Annotated in this window: 13 protein-coding genes and 1 tRNA gene; 4 read left to right on the top strand and 10 right to left on the bottom strand. The window is 66.5% G+C overall.

Annotated features, from left to right (window positions below; all coding sequences use genetic code 11):
* Nucleotides 1–42: 42 nt before the first annotated feature.
* A protein-coding gene (locus FOB47_RS18505) for an IS3 family transposase (protein WP_420070542.1) occupies nucleotides 43–1286 on the bottom strand; the annotation gives its coding sequence in 2 pieces (ribosomal slippage) (nucleotides 43–932 and nucleotides 932–1286; 1245 coding nt in all).
* Between the two features lie 109 nt (nucleotides 1287–1395).
* Nucleotides 1396–1471 (bottom strand) — tRNA-Lys (locus FOB47_RS18500).
* A gap of 214 nt (nucleotides 1472–1685) precedes the next feature.
* On the opposite strand from FOB47_RS18500, the gene FOB47_RS18495 reads away from it, so the two are divergent.
* Complete coding sequence (locus tag FOB47_RS18495; RefSeq protein ID WP_006579010.1) at nucleotides 1686–1949, top strand: DUF1488 family protein; 264 nt, start codon at nucleotides 1686–1688, stop codon at nucleotides 1947–1949.
* Nucleotides 1950–2067: 118 nt separating this feature from the next.
* On the opposite strand, the gene FOB47_RS18490 is transcribed toward FOB47_RS18495, so the two are convergent.
* The 6 genes from FOB47_RS18490 to FOB47_RS18465 all read right to left on the bottom strand — a co-directional run bounded on the left by FOB47_RS18490 (nucleotide 2068) and on the right by FOB47_RS18465 (nucleotide 11685).
* Complete coding sequence (locus FOB47_RS18490) at nucleotides 2068–3789, bottom strand: SulP family inorganic anion transporter (RefSeq protein WP_174782498.1); 1722 nt, start codon at nucleotides 3787–3789, stop codon at nucleotides 2068–2070.
* Between the two features lie 335 nt (nucleotides 3790–4124).
* On the bottom strand, nucleotides 4125–4922 hold the full coding sequence (xth, locus tag FOB47_RS18485) for an exodeoxyribonuclease III (protein WP_053823120.1): 798 nt from the start codon (nucleotides 4920–4922) through the stop codon (nucleotides 4125–4127).
* Nucleotides 4923–5026: 104 nt separating this feature from the next.
* Entirely contained in the window at nucleotides 5027–7114 is a 2088-nt protein-coding gene (locus tag FOB47_RS18480; protein WP_174781778.1) for a M3 family metallopeptidase, read from the bottom strand.
* Nucleotides 7115–7237: 123 nt separating this feature from the next.
* The gene (gene folD, locus FOB47_RS18475) at nucleotides 7238–8089 is read right to left on the bottom strand and encodes a bifunctional methylenetetrahydrofolate dehydrogenase/methenyltetrahydrofolate cyclohydrolase FolD (RefSeq protein ID WP_174781777.1); all 852 of its coding nucleotides are present in this window, start codon (nucleotides 8087–8089) and stop codon (nucleotides 7238–7240) included.
* 261 nt (nucleotides 8090–8350) lie between these two features.
* On the bottom strand, nucleotides 8351–8983 hold the full coding sequence (locus tag FOB47_RS18470) for a response regulator transcription factor (RefSeq protein ID WP_006578226.1): 633 nt from the start codon (nucleotides 8981–8983) through the stop codon (nucleotides 8351–8353).
* A 122-nt stretch (nucleotides 8984–9105) separates the two neighbouring features.
* Nucleotides 9106–11685, bottom strand: a complete 2580-nt coding sequence (locus tag FOB47_RS18465; protein ID WP_390884889.1) for a PAS domain S-box protein — start codon at nucleotides 11683–11685, stop codon at nucleotides 9106–9108.
* A gap of 446 nt (nucleotides 11686–12131) precedes the next feature.
* On the opposite strand from FOB47_RS18465, the gene aceE reads away from it, so the two are divergent.
* The 3 genes from aceE to lpdA all read left to right on the top strand — a co-directional run bounded on the left by aceE (nucleotide 12132) and on the right by lpdA (nucleotide 18502).
* Complete coding sequence (gene aceE, locus FOB47_RS18460; RefSeq protein WP_053821994.1) at nucleotides 12132–14819, top strand: pyruvate dehydrogenase (acetyl-transferring), homodimeric type; 2688 nt, start codon at nucleotides 12132–12134, stop codon at nucleotides 14817–14819.
* A gap of 176 nt (nucleotides 14820–14995) precedes the next feature.
* The gene (gene aceF, locus FOB47_RS18455) at nucleotides 14996–16681 is read left to right on the top strand and encodes a dihydrolipoyllysine-residue acetyltransferase (RefSeq protein WP_174781775.1); all 1686 of its coding nucleotides are present in this window, start codon (nucleotides 14996–14998) and stop codon (nucleotides 16679–16681) included.
* 24 nt (nucleotides 16682–16705) lie between these two features.
* Nucleotides 16706–18502 carry a dihydrolipoyl dehydrogenase gene (gene lpdA / locus FOB47_RS18450; protein WP_174781774.1) on the top strand — a complete coding sequence of 599 codons (1797 nt, stop codon included), beginning with the start codon at nucleotides 16706–16708 and terminating at the stop codon, nucleotides 18500–18502.
* 134 nt (nucleotides 18503–18636) lie between these two features.
* Here lpdA and FOB47_RS18445 read toward each other — a convergent pair whose 3' ends face one another.
* Nucleotides 18637–18957, bottom strand: a complete 321-nt coding sequence (locus FOB47_RS18445) for a helix-turn-helix domain-containing protein (protein ID WP_053821992.1) — start codon at nucleotides 18955–18957, stop codon at nucleotides 18637–18639.
* A 20-nt stretch (nucleotides 18958–18977) separates the two neighbouring features.
* Nucleotides 18978–19298, bottom strand: a complete 321-nt coding sequence (locus FOB47_RS18440) for a type II toxin-antitoxin system RelE/ParE family toxin (protein ID WP_244959329.1) — start codon at nucleotides 19296–19298, stop codon at nucleotides 18978–18980.
* Nucleotides 19299–19413: the final 115 nt, after the last annotated feature.

Raw genomic sequence — 19413 nt, 5'->3', positions numbered from 1 at the left:
AGTCCTGACATAGGTTGACAGTTCTTTTGCGGTTGCCTGGTCTTATTGAGCCAAGGTGAGCAACGCCCGATGGACCTCATCGGGCGTTTTGTATTTCAAGGCCTGATGCGGACGCTCGCCGTTATAGATCTGTACTGACTCTCGGACCATACGGGCAGCTTGCAGCAGATCTCGCGGACGGTTCAAGAGGAACTCGCTCTTGAGGATGCCGTTAATGCGCTCGGCCATGGCGTTTTGATAGCAGTCGTAGCCATCGGTCATCGAGCAGGTCAGGCCGTGCCGCTGATGGATAGCCTGATAGTAAGTCGAGCAGTATTGAATGCCGCGATCCGAATGGTGTACCAAGGGCTGCCGGGTCTGGCGTGAGCGCAGCGCCATCTTCAGGGCCTGGCTCACTTGCTCGGTCTGCAGGCTATCGTGGACGTGGTAGCCCACGATCTTTCGTGAGTAGGCGTCGGTGACCAGGCTAAGGTAGACCGTCTGGTGCGTCGTGGGCAGGTACGTAATGTCAGCGACCCAGAGCTGTTCTGGTGCAGTGGGTACGACCTTTTGCGGTCCATCCTTGAGCAAGTTTGGATGGCGGCGAAAGCGGTGGTGGCTGTCGGTGGTCTTGTGATAGGCCCGATGCGGCTTCACCAGTAGCCTGGCCGCGCGCAGCACTTCGAACAGCCGGTCACGACCGAGCTGGATATCGGCCCTCTCCATCGGGGCCCGCAGTACTTGCTGCAGCTTGCGCGTACCTATGCGAGGCTGGCGCAGCCGCACCTGCTTGACCAGCGCACAGATCGCACTATCCCGAGCGGCCTGCCGCAGTTCGCTGTCGCGGCGCTTGTAGTAAGCCTGACGGCTGATGCCGAAGTAACGGCAGGCCTTGCTAACGCTTAGCCCTTGGACGAGCTCTTGCGTGAGGACCTGCCCAAAGGCTTTTTTACGATGCGCCCCCCGTGCTCCTTCTGGATCACGTCAATCACTGCCTCGAACAGGCGCGCTTTCTCCTGCGCTTCGCGCAACTGGACTTCCAACTCCTTGATCCGCTGTTCTGGCGTAACCGGTTTGGTCTTGTCTTGGTTTTCCATCCTGGCGTACTGGACGCCCCGGGGCAACGAGCCGCTCCAGTCCTGTAGTCCATGCTTGCGCAACCATACCAGTACTGTAGACCGGCCCTGGATGCCGTACTTGCGCTGCGCCTGTTTGTACGTCAGTTCGCCTTTTTCCACCGCCTCCACAACTGCCAACTTAAAAGCCAGCGTGTAGTCACGTTGCGTTCGCTTCCGTTCCCTCTCCACAGCACTCTCCCAATCTCGACAGGAAAAGTGTCAACCGTATTCAGGACGGGTCAGCCCAAACAAAAAGGCCGGCGCTGCGAAGCAGCCCGGCCTTTTCTACAATATTCGCTGGTGGGGCGTGAGTGACTCGAACACTCGACCTACGGATTAAGAGTCCGCTGCTCTACCAACTGAGCTAACGCCCCAACGAAGTCCGAGATTCTAGCATCATTTGCAAAGTTGTCAAATGCCGGCACGGAAGCTCGCTTCGTTGTCCGTGACGAAATTTGCGCGCGCCGACGGAACTCGGCATGAGCGCGGCAGTCTCGGCAGATGACCGATCTTCGCAAAGGACTTTTCTGCGGCGTCGGCGGGACCCATGTTAGGATGCCCACTCACTTGCAATGGAGGGCTGTACCGATGGAGATCAAATTCCAGGAGCAAGATCGTTATGACATCAATAACGAAGGCTTGCTGTTTCATGCCATTGTCGACGGCCAGAAGGTGACCTGCGTGGTCACGCGCGAGGCATTGTGGGAAGGGTTCAGCGCCGACCAGGTGCTGTCGCTCGAAGAGGCATTCCGCGCCGGTCGCGATACCATCGAACGCGCCGCAGTCGTGTTGATCGAACAGGGCGTGCCGCAGCCCATCGTGGTCAAGCGCGCGCACGTGGCGCCCGTCTGAGCAGGGGCGCCCGCACCGGGCCGCTACGGTCCGGGCAACAGGGCGCGCTGCGGCTGGACCCAGTCTGGCGCCGGTTTCATGCCGGCGTTTTTCATTTGCGCTTCACCGCTTCACCGCTTCACCGCTTCCACTGTCTTCCCGCTTCCACCGCGCCAGCCGCGGGCTCATGCGGACATTCCTCGAACACCCGCACCGTACATGTGGCGCAGATCTTCGGGTCGAGCGTCGGCACGATGCTGTGCAAGGCGTGCCGCTTGGTGGCGAAGATATGGTCCTCGCCGAGCTTGGCGATAAAGCCGGTCTGCGCCCAGGTCTGCAGCACCTGCGAGCGCGGGCGATGGAAATAGAGGTCGCCCCCCAGCGCGCGGCGCTCGGCCAGTTCCGTCTCCCACATTTCCGCGCCGGCCAGGTCGATGAAGTTCATGCTCTTGGTCATCGCCAGCAGCCGCGTCTGCGTCGGCATCTGCGCGCGCGCCTCGTGCAGCCGGTCGGTCACGTACTGCACCGCGCCGAAGAAGATCGCGCCTTCCATCCGGATCAGTTTCAGCTGCGGGCATTCCGGCTGCGGGCGGCGCAGTTCGTCCAGCGGCGTGAAGCGGCGGTCGGGATCGTCGGCGTCGGGCACCAGCGTGCGCACGGCCGGCCGCGAGGTGCGGTACAGATAGGCGACCAGCGACAGCACGGTGCCGAGCAGCACCGCCATTTCCAGCCGGATTACCAGCGTGGCGGCGAAGGTGCCGAGCGCGATCGCGAACTCGGTGCGCGAGAGCCGCGCGATGCGGCGCAGCCGGGCGAAATCGAACAGGCCCCAGGCCACCAGCAGCAGCATCGCGGCGATCGCCGCCAGCGGAATCTGCGCCAGCAGCGGCGCGCTGACCGCGACCAGCGCGACCAGCAGCACGGCGGAGAACACACTGGCGAGCGGCGTCTGCGCGCCGGCCTCGAAATTCGGCATCGAGCGGTTCAGCGAGCCGCAGGAGATATAGGCCGAGAAGAAGCCGCCGGCGATGTTCGACAGCCCCTGGCCGATGAATTCGCGATTGGCGTCGATGTGCTGGCCCGAGCGCAGCGCGACAGCCTTCGCGATCGAGATCGATTGGCCGAGCGCGACGATGGTCAGCGCCGACGCGATGCCCAGCAGATCGGACAGCCGGTCCCACGGGATATCGGGAATGCGCAAGGGCGGCACCGCGGCGGGAATCGGCCCGACCACGTCGACATGATGGGCGCCGCCCCAGCCGCTGCGATTCAGCAGCCAGGCGCACAGGAAGCCGGCCAGCAGCCCGAGCAGCATGAACGGCAGCCGGCGGGACACGCGCTTGACTGCCAGCGTGACGCCCAGCGTCACGGCGCCGACTGCCGCCGCGCTCCAGTTGATCGTGGCGGCCTGCTCGAACAGGTGGCGCACGACGCCGAAGGCGCTGGTGCCGGTCGGCACCTGCAGCCCGAACAGATCCTTCAGCGCATACAGCGCGATCAGCGACGCCGCGCCGCAGGTGAAGCCGAGCAGCACCGACGGCGAGATGAAGTTGGCCAGCGAGCCGAGCCGCAGCGTGCCGACCGCCAACTGCAGCACGCCGACCAGGATCGTGACGACCAGCGCCAGATTGATGTATTCGGGACTGCCGGCGAACGCGATCGGGCTGAGCATCGCAAACAGCGCCAGCGAATTGGCATTGGTCGGGCCGGACATCACGTGCCAGCTCGAGCCGAACAGCGCGGCAACGATGCAGGGCACCACCGCCGCGTAGATGCCGTACTGCGGCGGCAGCCCGGCCAGCGTGGCGAAGGCCACGCCCTGCGGCAGCACCAGCACCGCGCCGAGCAGCCCGGCCAGCATGTCGGCGCGCAGCGTCGCCGCGCTGACCCGATGGCGCCAGGCCGGCAGCAGCCGTTGCCAGCCGCGGACGGGGCGGCTTGCCGCTGGCGCGGTCACCGGATGGTCGCGGGAACGGCGTCCCGCGGCAGGTCAGTGGCGCCGGCGACGGTCGTCAGGCGGGCGGGAACAAAGGCGAAGGAAGGGAAGGGTTGCACGGCTTGCATGGCGGGCCCGAGGGGCTGCGCGCCGGCTCGTGGTCCGGCGCGTCGGTAGTGTCTCTGCCCCGCATGATAAGCGATGCCGCCGCCATTCGAAAAACATCGCCCGGGCGGGCGATGTGCTCGAAGCGATGAAGCTCAGCCGAGCCGCATCGTGGCGACGACCGGCGTATGGTCCGACGGCTGCTCCCATTTGCGCGGCGTGCGGTCGATCGTGCAGTCGGTGCAGCGCTCGCGCAGCGCCGGCGACAGCAGGATATGGTCGATCCGCAGGCCGGCATTGCGGCGGAACGCCAGCATCCGGTAGTCCCACCACGAGAAGCTCTTCTCCGGCTGTTCGAACAGCCGGAAGGCATCGGCGAAGCCCAGTTCCAGCAGCCGCTGGAAGGCGGCGCGCTCCGGCGGGGAGACCAGGTTCTGGCCTTCCCACTTGGCCGGGTCGTGCACATCGCGATCCTCGGGCGCGATATTGAAGTCGCCCAGCAGCGCCAGCTTCGGATAGCGCTGCAGTTCCTCGCGCAGCCACGCGGTCAGCGCCTCGAGCCAGCGCAGCTTGTAGGCGAACTTGTCGCTGTCGGGCGCCTGGCCGTTGGGGAAATAGGCGCAGACCAGGCGCACGTCGCCATAGGTGCCGGCGACCACGCGTTGCTGCTCGTCCTCGAAGCCCGGGATATTGCGCACCACGTCGGCGGCGGGCGGCATCGTGGTATTGCGCGCCAGGATCGCCACGCCGTTATAGGTCTTCTGGCCGACGAAGATGCTGTGGAATCCGGCACTCTCCAGCTCCGCCAGCGGGTACTTGTCCTCGGGCAGCTTCAGTTCCTGCAGGCACAGCGCGTCGATCGGCGTGTCGGCGTTTTCCTGCGCGATCAGCCAGTCGAGCACCTGCGGCAGCCGGATCTTCAGCGAGTTGACGTTCCACGAGGCGATCCGCAGCGTGGCCGGCGCGGTGGCGGGCAGCGGTGGCGGCAGCGTGCTGCCCGGGGCCGGCACCGCGCCGGCGCCGTCGATGCCGGCCAGCAGGTCGTCGGGCGCGCCGCTCATGCCGCCATCCCGCCGTGGCGCAGCAGCGCATCGATCTGCGGCGGCCGGCCGCGGAACGCGGTGAACGATTCCATCGCCGGGCGGCTGCCGCCGACCGACAGGATCTCGCGGTGATAACGCGCGCCGGTCTCGCTGTCGAGCACGCTGCCGGTCAGCTGCGCCGCTTCCTCGAAGGCGGCGTAGACATCGGCCGACAGCACCTCCGCCCACTTGTAGCTGTAGTAGCCCGCCGCATAGCCGCCGGCGAAGATATGGCTGAAGGTATTGGGCCAGCGCGACAGCGGGTACTGCGGCACCACGTGGATGCGGTCGTTGATCTCGCGCGACAGTTCGAGTACCGACTTGTCGCCGTCCGGATCGAAGTCCGTGTGCAAATGCATGTCGAACGCCGAGAACACGATCTGGCGCAGCGTCATCATGCCGTTCTGGAAATTCTTCGCGGCCAGCATCCGCTCGAACAGCGCGCGCGGCAGCGGCTCGCCGGTATCGACGTGGCGGGTCATGTCGGCCAGCACCTCGTATTCCCAGCAGAAGTTCTCCATGAACTGCGAGGGCAGCTCGACCGCATCCCATTCGACGCCGTTGATGCCGGACACGCCGAGCTCGCCGACCTGGGTCAGCATATGGTGCAGGCCGTGGCCGAACTCATGGAACAGCGTGATGACCTCGTCGTGCGTGAACAGCGCCGGCTTGTCGCCGACCGGCGCCGAGAAGTTGCAGGTCAGGTAGGCGACCGGTGTCTGCACGGTGCCGTCGCCGCGCTCGCGGCGGCCGCGCGCGTCGTCCATCCAGGCGCCGCCGCGCTTGCCTTCGCGCGCGTACAGGTCCAGGTAGAACTGCGCGAGCAGCGTGCCGTCCGGGCTCGTCACGCGATAGAAGCGCACGTCCTTGTGCCAGGTCTGCGCCTCGTCCGGTGCGATGCGCACCGAGAACAGCTTCTGCACGACGCCGAACAGGCCTTCGAGCACCTTGGGCTCGGGGAAGTATTGCTTGACCTCGTGTTCCGAGAAGGCATAGCGCTGCTGGCGCAGCTTCTCGGACGCATAGGCGACGTCCCACGGCGCGAGTTCGGCCAGACCGAGCTCCTTGGCGGCGAATTCGCGCAGCTCGGCCCAGTCGCGCTCGGCATAGGGGCGCGCCTTGGCGGCGAGTTCGTCGAGGAAGCGCAGCACTTCCGCCGGCGAGTCGGCCATCTTGGGCACCAGCGACACTTCGCCGTACGAGCCGTAGCCCAGCATGCGGGCCTCTTCGCGGCGCAGCGCCAGCTGCTCGCGCATATTGGCGGTGTTGTCCCAGTCGGCCTGTCCGGTGCCGTACTGCGGGCTCAGCTCGGACGCGCGCGTGACGTTGGCCTCGTACAGCGTCTGGCGCAGCGCGCGGTCGTCGGCGTACTGCAGCACCGGGAAATACGAGGGGAAATGCAGCGTGAACTTCCAGCCTTCCTTGCCATCCTTGGCCGCGGCCTCGCGCGCCGCTTCCAGCGTGTCGGGCGGCAGGCCGGCCAGGCGCGCCGGGTCATCGATCACCAGCGAATAGGCGTTGGTCGCGTCCAGCACGTGGTCCGAGAAGGCCTTGCCCAGCTGGGCCTGCTGCTCCTGGATCTCGGCAAAGCGCGGCTTCTGCTTCTCCGGCAGTTCGGCGCCGCCGAGGCGGAAGCCGCGCAGCTCGTTGTCGAGCAGCTGCTTGCGCGCGGGGCTCAGCGTCGCGTACTCGGGACTGGCAGCCAGCGCCTTGTACTTTTCGTAGAGCGCCAGATTCTGGCCCAGCGAGGACCAGAACTCGGTCATGCGCGGCAGGTTTTCGGCGTGGGCCTGACGCAGCGCCGGCGTGTCGGCGACCGAGCTCAGGTGGCCGACTACGCCCCAGGCGCGGCCCAGCGGCTCGGTGGCCTGCTCCAGCGTGTCGACGGTATCGGCCCACGTGGCGGGCCGGGCCGGATCCTCGACCAGCGCGACGGCGCGTTGCGCCGCTTCGAGCAGCACGTCCAGCGCCGGGCCGATATGTTCGGGGCGGATCTCGGCGAAGCGGGGCAGGTCGCTGAAGTCCAGCAACGGGTTGGCGGCGTTCTTGTCGGCTTGATCCATGGCTTTCTCGTTGGCGTGGCGTTGACGTTCGGATATTCCGCAGCTTGGGGCAGCCCGGCGATTTTCCAGCGGCTTTTCTGCGCCCTGTCGGCGTGGTCTGCGCAGAGTGTACCGGCGCTCGCCTCAGCCCGCCGCGCGCTCGGCCGCCTCCAGCGTATTGACCAGCAGCATGGTGATCGTCATCGGACCGACGCCGCCCGGCACCGGCGTGATATAGCCAGCCACTTCGCGTACGCCGGCGAAATCGACGTCGCCGCACAGCTTGCCGGCGTCATCGCGGTTCATGCCGACATCGATCACCACCGCACCGGGCTTGACCATGTCGGCCGTGATCAGGTTGCGGCGGCCCACCGCGGCGACGATCACGTCGGCCTGGCGCGTATGGGCGCCGAGATCGCGCGTCTTGCTGTTGCAGATCGTGACGGTCGCGCCGGCCTGCAGCAGCAGCATCGCCATCGGCTTGCCGACGATATTGGAGGCGCCGACCACCACCGCGTGCGCGCCGCGCAGCGGATACTGGATCGACTCGAGCATCTTCATGCAGCCATAGGGCGTGCAGGGACGAAACAGCGGGGCGCCGGTCATCAGCGCGCCCGCGTTGGCGACGTGGAAGCCGTCGACATCCTTCTCCGGGGCGATCGCCTCCAGCACCTTGTGGCTGTCGATGTGTTTCGGCAGCGGCAGCTGCACCAGGATGCCGTGGATCTTCGGATCGCGATTGAGTTCGTCGATGCGGGCCAGCAGGTCGGTCTCGGACAGATCGGTCGGGTAGCGGTCCAGCGACGAGAAGAAGCCGTTGTCCTCGCACGCCTTGACCTTGTTGCGGACATAGACCTGGCTGGCCGGGTCCTCGCCGACCAGGACCACGGCGAGCCCGGGCTGGTGACCGCGTTCGGTCAGGCGGGCGGCGCGCTGGGCGGCTTCGGAACGGATTTGCTTGGCAAGGGCGTTGCCGTCGATCAATTGGGCAGGCATGGGCGGGGACGCAGAGCGGCTGGGAGATGGAAATCGGGTGCGACGCCATCGGCCGACGCATCGGGGAAGGGCCGGCCGGGTCGCAGGGGTGACATTATAAGGTGTCGCGCCGCGGCGGCACCCGCGGACGGCGTCAAGGCGCGGTGCAAAACGAACTGGGCAGCGCCGGCGAGAAGCCGGCCGCTGGCCAGATGGGATCGGTTGCGAAGTAGATAGAGCAAACGCGGGAGGCGGCAGGCGCGAGCCGGCCTGTCCCGCGGATCAGCTGTTGCGCGACAGCGCGAGCCGCAGCAGGTCGGCCACGGTGTTGACGTTGAGCTTTTCCATGATGTTGGCGCGATGCGCCTCGACCGTCTTGATCGAGATGCCTAGGTCGTCGGCGATCTGCTTGTTCAGCCGTCCGGCGACGATGCGCTCGAGCACCTGCTGTTCGCGCGTGGTCAGCTTGCCCAGCAGGTCCTGCGCGGCGCGCTGCTCGCGCGCGGCCGAGTGGTCGGCCCGGGCCTTCTGCAGCATGCGCTCGACCAGCGCCCGCAGCTCGGATTCGTCGAACGGCTTCTCGATGAAGTCGATCGCGCCTTTCTTCATCGTCGATACCGCCATCGGCACGTCGCCATGGCCGGTGATGAAGACGATCGGGAGGTGAATGTTCTCCGCGATCATGCGCTCCTGCAGTTCCGGACCGCTCATGCCCGGCATCCGCACGTCCAGGATCAGGCAGGAGACCTGGTTGGCATCGTAGGCGGCCAGGAACTGCTCGGCGCTGGCGAAACTGCGAACCTGGTAGCCATTGCCCTCCAGCAGCCAGGTCAGCGAGTCGCGCATCGCTTCATCGTCATCGACGATGAAGACGGTCTCGCCGCGGTGGGGAGTGGGGTTTGGCGCTACGGTCATGAAGTCTCCTGATGCTGCGTCTGTGCGATTCGGCTAGTGTAACTCCGGCCGCCTGCGCCGCACACCCGCCACGGCGGGGGCAGCGGAGCGGTTGCCTGGCGATCGGCCCTCATCGGCGGGCCTCACTGATCGGCAACCTCCGGCTCCAGCGGCAGCATGATTTTAAACGTACAGCCGATGCCGTCCGCATTGTTTTCGACCCACAGCCGGCCCTGGTGCGACTCGATGATCGAGCGGCAGATATTCAGGCCCATGCCCATGCCGTCGGACTTGGTGCTGAAGAACGGCTCGAACAGCCGTTCCTTGGTGGCCTCGTCCACGCCCGGCCCCTGGTCGATCACGTCGATGCAGACGGTCTGGCCGAGCTCGCCCTGGTCGATGCGGGCGTGCAGCCTCACCACGCCGGCCGCGCGCATCGCCGGCAGGCCCGACATCGCCTCGACCGCGTTCTTCAGCAGATTGACCAGCACCTGCTCGATCAGTACCGGGTCGACATAGAGCATGACCGGCGGGGGCGGCAGCCGGGTCAGGATCGTCACGCGGCGGCGCGTCGCCTCGATATCGGCCAGGCCCACCGCGTCGGCGACGATATCGTGCAGCGCGGTCTCGCGCCGCTGCGGCTGGCTGCGTTTGACGAAGCCGCGGATGCGGCTGATGATCGTGCCGGCGCGCACGGCCTGGGCCGACGTCTTCTCCAGGATCGGCATCAGGTCCTCGGGCGTGCTGCGGCCCGAGCGCAGCCGCGCCACCGCGCCCATGCAGTAGTTGTTGATGGCCGCCAGCGGCTGGTTCAGCTCGTGCGCCAGCGACGAGGCCATCTCGCCCATCGTGGTCAGGCGGCTGGTGAACTGCAGGCGTTCCTCGTGCTGGCGGGCCATTTCCTCGGCCGCCTTGCGTACGGTGATGTCGGTGGCGATCTGCATCTGCGCCAGATGGCCGTCGACCCACTGGATATAGCGGCGCCGCACCTCGAACCACTTCTGCATGTCCGGCACGAAGATCTCGCGCGCGTCCGATGCGTACGGCATCAGCTCGGAGGCGGGCAGGCCGGCATAGGCGTCGACGAAATCGGTATGGTCGCTGGTCACCTGTTCCTGCTCGACCTCGCCGCCGGCCAGCTTCAGATGGCCCTCGGGTTCCCAGCCGAACAGCTGCCGGTAGTAGCGGTTGGCGAACAGCAGTTCCGGCTTGTCGGTGGCGAGCACCGACACCGCGGCGTCGAGACTCTCCAGCACGGTGGTGAAGCGGTCGTGCGCGGCGGCCAGTTCCTCGCGCGCGCGCTTGGGCTCGGTGATATCGGTCATCGAGCTCATCCAGCCGGTATGGCGGCCGCGGCTGTCGATCAGCGGCGACACGTACATGCGGGCGAAGAAGCTGGTGCCGTCGCGGCGCATCACGTGCATCTCGTAGCCGCCGGTGGGCGACTTGCCCTGCAGCGTCAGATCGATCTGGCGCTGCATTTCCTGCTGGTCGTTGGGCGGCCAGTAGGGGAAGGGCGGCACGCGGCCGACCAGATCGTGTTCCTGCCAGCCGGTCATGCGGCAGAAGGCCGGGTTCACATAGGTGATGCGGCCGTTTAGGTCCAGCGCGCGCAGTCCGATCAGCATCGAGTTTTCCATCGCGCGCCGGAACGAGGTCTCGGCCAGCAGCGCGCGCTGCGCCTCGGAGCGGCGGCTGGTATGCCGCCACATGCTCCACAGGCTCCACAGCAGGAAGCACGACAGCCCGACCACCAGCCACAGCAGCATGTTGTTCGGCAGATTCGATGCGGGCGGATAGGCGTCGGCGCGCAGCGACAGCGAGTGCCCCGGCGGGTCGAGCAACACCTCGTAGGACAGCGCGGTGGCGGGCACCGGCCGCAGCGAGGTGCTGGCGCGCAACTGGTTGTTCTTGTCGATCAGCGAGAAGCGGTAGCGCTCGGTCAGCTCGGGCGGCAGCAGATGGGTCAGGATGCCGTTGATCGAATAGAGCGCGCCCAGCGTGCCGAGGAACTCGTTGTCGCGCACGATCGGCACCTGCATCAGCATGAAGCTGTCGCCGCGCTCGTTGACCAGCGGACGCGAATAGACGACGCGCTGGGTCTCGCGCGCGGTGTCGAAGGTGTCGAGCACCTCCGGCTCGAGCGGCTGCTCCGGCGTCTCGCGCAGCCGCGCCGCGAACTCCGACGTGGACGGCAGCGACCAGCGCGCGCGGCGCGTGGCGTCGAGCCAGTTGATGAAGACGATTTCCGGGTTTTCGCGCAGCACCTCTTGCGCGGCGGTGCGATAGGCGCGCTGGTCCAGCTGCGCGGCGGCGATGTCGCGCGCCAGCGAAGCCAGTTGGTCCTGATTGCTCAGCAGCGACAGCCGCACGCGTTGCTGCGCCCAGGCGGCGTCGCGATACAGCGCGTCGCGCTGCTGCTGGCGCTCGGTCTCGTGCAGCGACCACAGGATCACGCCCATCGCGCCCGAGAACAGCACGATCGCGACCAGCGGAATGAACATGAACCAGCTGGTCGCGACCAGGTTGCGCCAGCGCAGCCACCACAGTCCGCGCGGCGGACCGGTGAAGGGGCGGCCGTCGGCGGCCTCGTCGGCGGGGCCGAGCCCCTCGAGCGCATCCAGCGGCGTCAGCGCGCTCAACTGGTCGATCGCGCCGTGGCTGCCGCCGCCGATGCCGGCGCCGCCGGCATCGCGGGAGGCATCGGCGGAGGGGGGGATCATCGGCAGGCGGAGGGCCGGCAGCAGCCGGCGGACGAGGCGGTGGATGGACAGCATGATGGGATTGACGACTGACCGGGCAGTGTAGCTCGATTGTTGCAGTGCGTCGCTTGGGGAAAGCGCCTATGCGGCACGCGCCGCCGGCCGTTTGCCCGCAGGCCGCATGGTGGCGCGGCTGGCGGGTTCGTGGTGCGTCGCCGCAATATTTCGCATCATGAGAAACGATACCGTAATTTGAAAATTTCGCTTGTGCTGGGAAATGGCCTTCCATAGAATCGGTGCCGACCGAACGATGCGGGAGGAAGGCGGTCGGACCTTGTCCGGGTGCCGGTGACAGGCCAGCCCATCCGCCCATCCACGCTTCGCTCCGCACCCCCGTCAGACAGCGCCAGGCCAGCCACCCACGAAAGCGGCCGTTGCTGGCGCACGCATTCCACAGGAGACGATCCATGTCAGCCGTACCAGAGCAGATCCTCGGCGCAGCCGGCGCCAACGACGCCGACCCGCAGGAAACCCAAGAATGGCTGGAGGCCCTGCAGGGCGTGATCGGCGCGGAAGGTAGCGAGCGCGCGGCCTTCCTGATCGACAAGCAGATAGAATATGCCCGCGTCAACGGCGTGACCCAGCCGTTTCACGCGGAAACCCCGTACATCAACACGATCCCGGTCGAGCAGCAGGCGCGCATCCCGGGCGACCAGGACATCGAGCACCGCATCCGTTCGTACTCGCGCTGGAACGCGATGGCGATGGTGCTGCGGGCCAACAAGCACACCAACGTCGGCGGCCACATTTCGTCCTACGCGTCGGCGGCCACGCTGTACGACGTCGGCTACAACCACTTCTGGCATGCCCCGTCGGACAAGCACGGCGGCGACCTGGTCTTCGTGCAGGGCCACTCGGCGCCGGGCGTCTATTCGCGCGCCTTCCTGCTGGGCCGGCTGACCACCGAGCAGCTCGACAACTTCCGCCAGGAAGTCGACGGCAAGGGCATCTCGTCGTACCCGCATCCGTGGCTGATGCCGGACTTCTGGCAGTTCCCGACCGTATCGATGGGCCTGGGCCCGATCATGGCGATCTACCAGGCCCGCTTCATGAAGTACCTGCAGAGCCGCGGCCTGGTCAATACCGAAGGCCGCAAGGTCTGGGCCTTCCTCGGCGACGGCGAGACCGACGAGCCGGAATCGCTGGGCGCGATCGGCATGGCCGGCCGCGAGCAGCTGGACAACCTGGTCTTCGTCATCAACTGCAACCTGCAGCGCCTGGACGGTCCGGTGCGCGGCAACGGCAAGATCATCCAGGAGCTGGAGTCGGAATTCCGCGGCGCCGGCTGGAACGTGATCAAGGTGATCTGGGGCAGCCGCTGGGATTCGCTGCTGGCGCGCGATACCAAGGGCCTGCTGATGAAGCGCATGATGGAATGCGTCGACGGCGAGTACCAGACCTTCAAGGCCAAGGACGGCGCCTATGTGCGCGAGCATTTCTTCAATACGCCCGAGCTCAAGGCGATGGTGGCCGACTGGTCCGATGACGACATCTGGCGCCTGAACCGCGGCGGCCACGATCCGCACAAGATCTACGCCGCCTACAAGGCCGCCACCGAGCACAAGGGCCAGCCGACGCTGATCCTGGCCAAGACCATCAAGGGCTACGGCATGGGCGATGCCGGCCAGGCGATGAACATTACCCACCAGCAGAAGAAGATGCCGGTCGAGGCGATCCGCCGCTTCCGCGACCAGTTCAATCTGCCGGTGCCGGACGACAAGCTGGAAGAGGTCCCGTACCTGACCTTCGAGGAAGGCTCGAAGGAACTCGAATACATGCGCGCCCGCCGCATGGAGCTCGGCGGCTATCTGCCGACGCGCCGCCAGAAGGCCGATCCGCTGCCGGTGCCCGACCTGTCGGCGTTCTCGGCGCTGCTCAAGGCCACCGGCGAGGGCCGCGAGGTCTCGACCACGATGGCCTTCGTGCGGATCCTGAACACGCTGCTCAAGGACAAGCAGATCGGCAAGCATGTGGTGCCCATCGTCCCGGACGAGTCGCGCACCTTCGGCATGGAAGGCCTGTTCCGCCAGATCGGCATCTGGAACCAGCAGGGCCAGAAGTACGTGCCGGAAGACCACGACCAGCTGATGTTCTACAAGGAATCGCAGACTGGCCAGGTGCTGCAGGAAGGCATCAACGAAGCCGGCGCGATGTGCGACTGGATCGCGGCCGCCACGTCGTACTCGACGCACGGCGTGCAGATGATCCCGTTCTACATCTACTACTCGATGTTCGGCATCCAGCGGATCGGCGATCTGTGCTGGGCCGCCGCCGACATGCGTTCGCGCGGCTTCCTGCTGGGCGGCACCTCGGGCCGCACCACGCTGAACGGCGAAGGCCTGCAGCACGAGGACGGCCACTCGCACGTGTTCCACGCGGTGATCCCGAACTGCATCTCGTACGACCCGACCTTCCAGTACGAGCTGGCGGTGATCATGCAGGACGGCCTGCGCCGCATGTACGCGGAGCAGGAGGACGTCTACTACTACCTGACGGTGATGAACGAGAACTACGAGCATCCGGAAATGCCGGCTGGCGTGGAGAAGGACATCGTCAAGGGCATGTACGCGTTCCGCAAGGGCGCCGAGAACAGCAACGCGCCGCGCGTGCAGCTGCTGGGCTCGGGCACGATCTTCCGCGAGGTGATCGCCGCCGCCGAACTGCTGAAGAAGGACTGGGGCGTCGAGTCGGATCTGTGGAGCTGCCCGAGCTTCACCGAGCTGGCCCGCGAAGGCCAGGCCGCCGAGCGCTGGAACCTGCTGCATCCGACCGAAACGCCGCGCGAATCGCACGTGACCCAGTGCCTGAAGTCGGTGCGCGGTCCGGTGATCGCGTCGACCGACTACGTGCGCGCGTTCGCCGAGCAGATCCGCCCGTTCGTGCCGCGCCGCTACGTGGTACTGGGCACCGACGGCTTCGGCCGCTCGGATACCCGCGAGAAGCTGCGCCACTTCTTCGAGGTGGACCGCCACTGGGTCACGCTGGCCGCGCTGAAGGCGCTCGCCGACGAAGGCGCCATTGCGCGCGACAAGGTCGCCGAGGCCATCAAGAAGTACAACCTCGATCCGAACAAGCCGAACCCGATGACGGTCTGATCCGGCTGTCACTCCCGCGAACCCCTGGGCATGGCAGTGCCGTGCCCGGGTCGCCCGGGCCTTGCCTGGGCGTTGTCCAGTAAATGGCCGGGGCGCCGCGGCGTGACAAGGCACGTGCGTCAAAGTAATCTCGACGCTTCGTTGTCACGCGCGCCGTCCTGTCCAGGAGACACTGAATGAGTCAAGCGATTGAAATCAAGGTGCCGGATATCGGCGACTACGACGCCGTTCCCGTCATCGAAGTCCACGTGAAGCCGGGCGACACGATCAACGCCGAAGATGCGCTGGTCACGCTGGAATCGGACAAGGCGACGATGGACGTGCCGTCGCCGCAGGGCGGTACCGTCAAGGAAGTCAAGGTCAAGGTCGGCGACAACGTGGCCGAAGGCTCGGTGCTGGTGATGCTCGAACCCGCGGGCGCCGCCGCTCCCGCACCGGCTCCGGCGGCGGCTGCCCCGGCCCCGGCGCCCGCCGCGGCACCGACCCCGGCACCGGCTCCGGCCGCCGCGCCGGCGCCTGCCCCGGCCGCTGCCGGCGGTGGCGGCACCGTCGAGGTCAAGGTGCCCGATATCGGCGACTATGAAGGCGTGCCGGTCATCGAGGTCCACGTCAAGCCCGGCGACAGCGTCAATGCCGAGGAATCGCTGATCACGCTCGAATCGGACAAGGCGACGATGGACGTGCCGTCGCCGTCGGCCGGCGTGGTCAAGGAAGTCAAGGTCAAGGTCGGCGACAACGTGTCCGAAGGCACGCTGATCGTGATCCTGGAGGGCGCCGGCGCTGCCCCGGCTGGCGCTGCCGCGCCTGCCGCGGCGCCGGCTCCCGCGCCGGCCGCCGCCGCGCCCGCTCCGGCACCGGCACCGGCAGCGGCTCCGGCTGCCGCGGCGGCCCCCGCGCAGGCTGCGGCGGCGCAGTCCGCGCCGGCCGGCGTCAGCGGCAAGGCCGCGCATGCCAGCCCGTCGGTGCGCAAGTACGCGCGCGACCTGGGCGTCGACGTGTCGCGCGTGCCGGGCTCCGGTCCCAAGGGCCGCATCACCCACGAAGACGTGCAGCGCTACGTCAAGGGCGTGATGACCGGGCAGGCCGCGGCACCCGCGCAGGCGGCCGCCGGCGGCGCCGGTGGCGGCGAGCTCGGCCTGCTGCCGTGGCCGAAGGTCGATTTCACCCGCTACGGCGAGATCGAAAGCAAGCCGCTGTCGCGCATCAAGAAGATTTCGGGCGCGAACCTGCATCGCAACTGGGTGATGATCCCCCACGTGACCAATCACGACGAGGCCGACATCACCGAGCTCGAAGCGTTCCGCGTGCAGCTGAACAAGGAATATGAGAAGCAGGGCGTCAAGGTCACGATGCTGGCCTTCATGATCAAGGCCACGGTCGCCGCGCTGAGGAAGTTCCCGAACTTCAATGCCTCGCTCGACGGCGACAACCTCGTCCTGAAGAAGTACTTCAACATCGGCTTCGCCGCCGATACGCCGAACGGCCTGGTCGTGCCGGTGATCAAGGACGCCGACAAGAAGGGCGTGATCGAGATCGCGCAGGAGATGGCGGAACTGGCCAAGCTGGCGCGCGAGGGCAAGCTCAAGCCCGACCAGATGCAGGGCGGCTGCTTCTCGATCTCGTCGCTCGGCGGCCTCGGCGGTACCTACTTCACGCCGATCATCAATGCGCCCGAAGTGGCCATCATGGGCGTCTGCAAGTCGTATCAGAAGCCGGTCTGGGACGGCAAGCAGTTCGTGCCGCGCCTGACGCTGCCGCTGTCGCTGTCGTGGGATCACCGCGTGATCGACGGCGCCGAGGCGGCCCGCTTCAATACCTACTTCGGTCAGCTGCTGGCCGATTTCCGCCGCATTCTGCTGTAAGCGGCCCGGCCACAGGAGCAAAGCATGAGTGTGATCGAAGTCAAGGTGCCGGACATCGGCGATTTCGACGCGGTAGAGGTGATCGAGGTGCTGGTCAAGCCGGGCGACACGATCGAGCAGGAACAGTCGCTGATCGTGCTGGAGTCGGACAAGGCCAGCATAGATGTACCGTCGTCGGCGGCCGGCAAGGTGGTCGAGGTCAAGGTCAAGGTCGGCGACAAGGTCGCCAAGGACACGGTGATCTGCACGGTCGAGGCGCAGGCCGCGGCGGCAGCGCCGGCGCCCGCGCCCGCGGCGGCTCCGGCTGCTTCGAGCCCGGCTGCGGCGCCCGCGCCCGCGCCGGCAGCATCGCCGGCCCCGGCTGCGGCGACGCATGCCGGCGGTGCCGACATCCAGTGCGAGATGCTGGTGCTGGGCGCCGGCCCCGGCGGCTACTCGGCCGCCTTCCGCAGCGCCGACCTCGGCATGAATACCGTGCTGGTCGAGCGCTATGCGAGCCTGGGCGGGGTTTGCCTGAACGTCGGCTGCATCCCGTCGAAGGCGTTGCTGCATAACGCGGCGATCATCGACGAGGCCAAGGCGCTGGCCGCGCACGGCATCGTGTTCGGCGACGCGAAGATCGACCTGGACGGCCTGCGCAAGTACAAGGAATCGGTGGTCGGCAAGCTGACCGGCGGCCTCGCCGGCATGGCCAAGGCGCGCAAGGTGCAGGTCGTGCGCGGCATCGGCACCTTCCTCGATCCGCATCATCTCGAGGTCCAGGAAACCGGCGGCGACGGCAAGGAGCCCACCGGCAAGAAGACGGTGATCCGCTTCGACAAGGCCATCATCGCGGCCGGCAGCCAGGCGGTGAAACTGCCGTTCATCCCGGAAGACCCGCGCATCGTCGATTCGACCGGCGCGCTGGAACTGCGCGAGATCCCCAAGCGCATGCTGGTGATCGGCGGCGGCATCATCGGGCTGGAAATGGCTACGGTCTACAGCACGCTGGGCGCCAGCATCGATGTCGTGGAAATGCTCGACGGCCTGATGCAGGGCGCGGACCGCGATCTCGTCAAGGTCTGGGAGAAGATGAACAAGCATCGCTTCGACAAGGTGATGCTCAAGACCAAGACCGTCGGGGTCGAAGCCAAGGCCGATGGCGTCTACGTCAAGTTCGAGGGCGAGCAGGCTCCGGCGGAGGCGCAGCGCTACGACCTGGTGCTGGTGTCGGTGGGCCGCGCGCCCAACGGCAAGCGGATCGGTGCGGAGAAGGCGGGCGTCGCGGTGACCGACCGCGGCTTCATCGAGGTCGACAGCCAGATGCGCACCAACGTGCCGCACATCTTTGCGATCGGCGACATCGTCGGCCAGCCGATGCTGGCGCACAAGGCCGTGCACGAGGCCCACGTGGCGGCGGAAGCCGCGCACGGCGAGAAGGCCTACTTCGACGCCAGGCAGATTCCGTCGGTGGCCTATACCGATCCGGAAGTCGCGTGGGCTGGCCTGACCGAGGAACAGTGCAAGGCGCAGGGCATCAAGTACGGCAAGGGCGTTTTCCCGTGGGCCGCTTCGGGCCGCGCGATCGCCAACGGCCGCGACGAGGGCTTCACCAAGCTGCTGTTCGACGAGGAAACGCACCGCATCATCGGCGGCGGCATCGTCGGCACGCATGCGGGCGACCTGATTGGCGAAGTCTGCCTGGCGATCGAGATGGGCGCCGACGCGGTCGATATCGGCAAGACGATCCATCCGCACCCGACGCTGGGCGAGTCGATCGGCATGGCGGCCGAGATCTACGAGGGCGTCTGCACGGACGTGCCGCCGCCGCGCAAGCGCTGAGCGGCCGGTTGTCGCAGTACAGGAGCAGGGCCCGCCAGGATGGCGGGCCTTGTTTTACTCGAGAATGCAATTAACCGCCACTATCTTCGAAATACAGATATAGCTGCGCTGGAGCTGACAAGTGCGGGGCGCGGTCAGGCTGTAACGAAAATTCCTGCGGCTGCCGACTGGCGAGCCGGCCGAACCACGATTTCCACGTGCTGATCGAGCGAGACGAGCGCCTGCATCAGGCGCTCCAGAGAGATGTTGTCGAGTTTGTAGCGCCGGATCTGCGACACCTTTGGCTGGCTCATGCCGACGATATGGGCGGCTTCGACCTGGCTGAGCCCTCGCTTGTCGATCACTTCGTTGACTTTGACCGCCAGCAGCGCTTTTGCCGACAGTTCTTCGGCATCGGCAAATCCGAGGTCGGCCAACACATTGTCCGTGCCTGTTCGAGTGCGATTGCATGGCATCACGATCTCCCGCTTTTTCCTTATCTGGCGAGCACCGCCTTCAGCCGCTTCTCGATCAAGGCGATATCCGGTTGCGGCGTGGCGATGCCCGACTTGGACTTTTTCTGAAACGCGTGCAGCACGTGGACTGCGTTGCCGACGCAGACCGTGTATACGGCCCGGAAGGTATCGCCGCAGTGATCGTCGACCAGTTCGTACACGCCCGAACCGAGGCCCTTCCACGGCTTTGCTGAAGGAGGCGTGCGCCCCAACTGCACGACGAACAGGGCTACCCCCATGTCTTTTTGAACCGGAATCGGGAATGCTTTGAAGTCCTTTTTCGAGGAGCCTTCCCAATACAACAGCTTGCGTTCGTCGGGTACGAATTATACCTGTTCGGATATAAATCGCAAGCGACGGATGCACCAGCCGCCCTGGCATCACCATGACAAACTGACTGCGAAGCGCAACCGGATC

The organism is Cupriavidus gilardii (genome assembly GCF_013347325.1).
Classification (GTDB): Bacteria; Pseudomonadota; Gammaproteobacteria; order Burkholderiales; family Burkholderiaceae; genus Cupriavidus; species Cupriavidus gilardii.
Note: the sequence above shows the minus strand (reverse complement) of the source record. Positions and strands in the feature narration are given on the sequence as shown.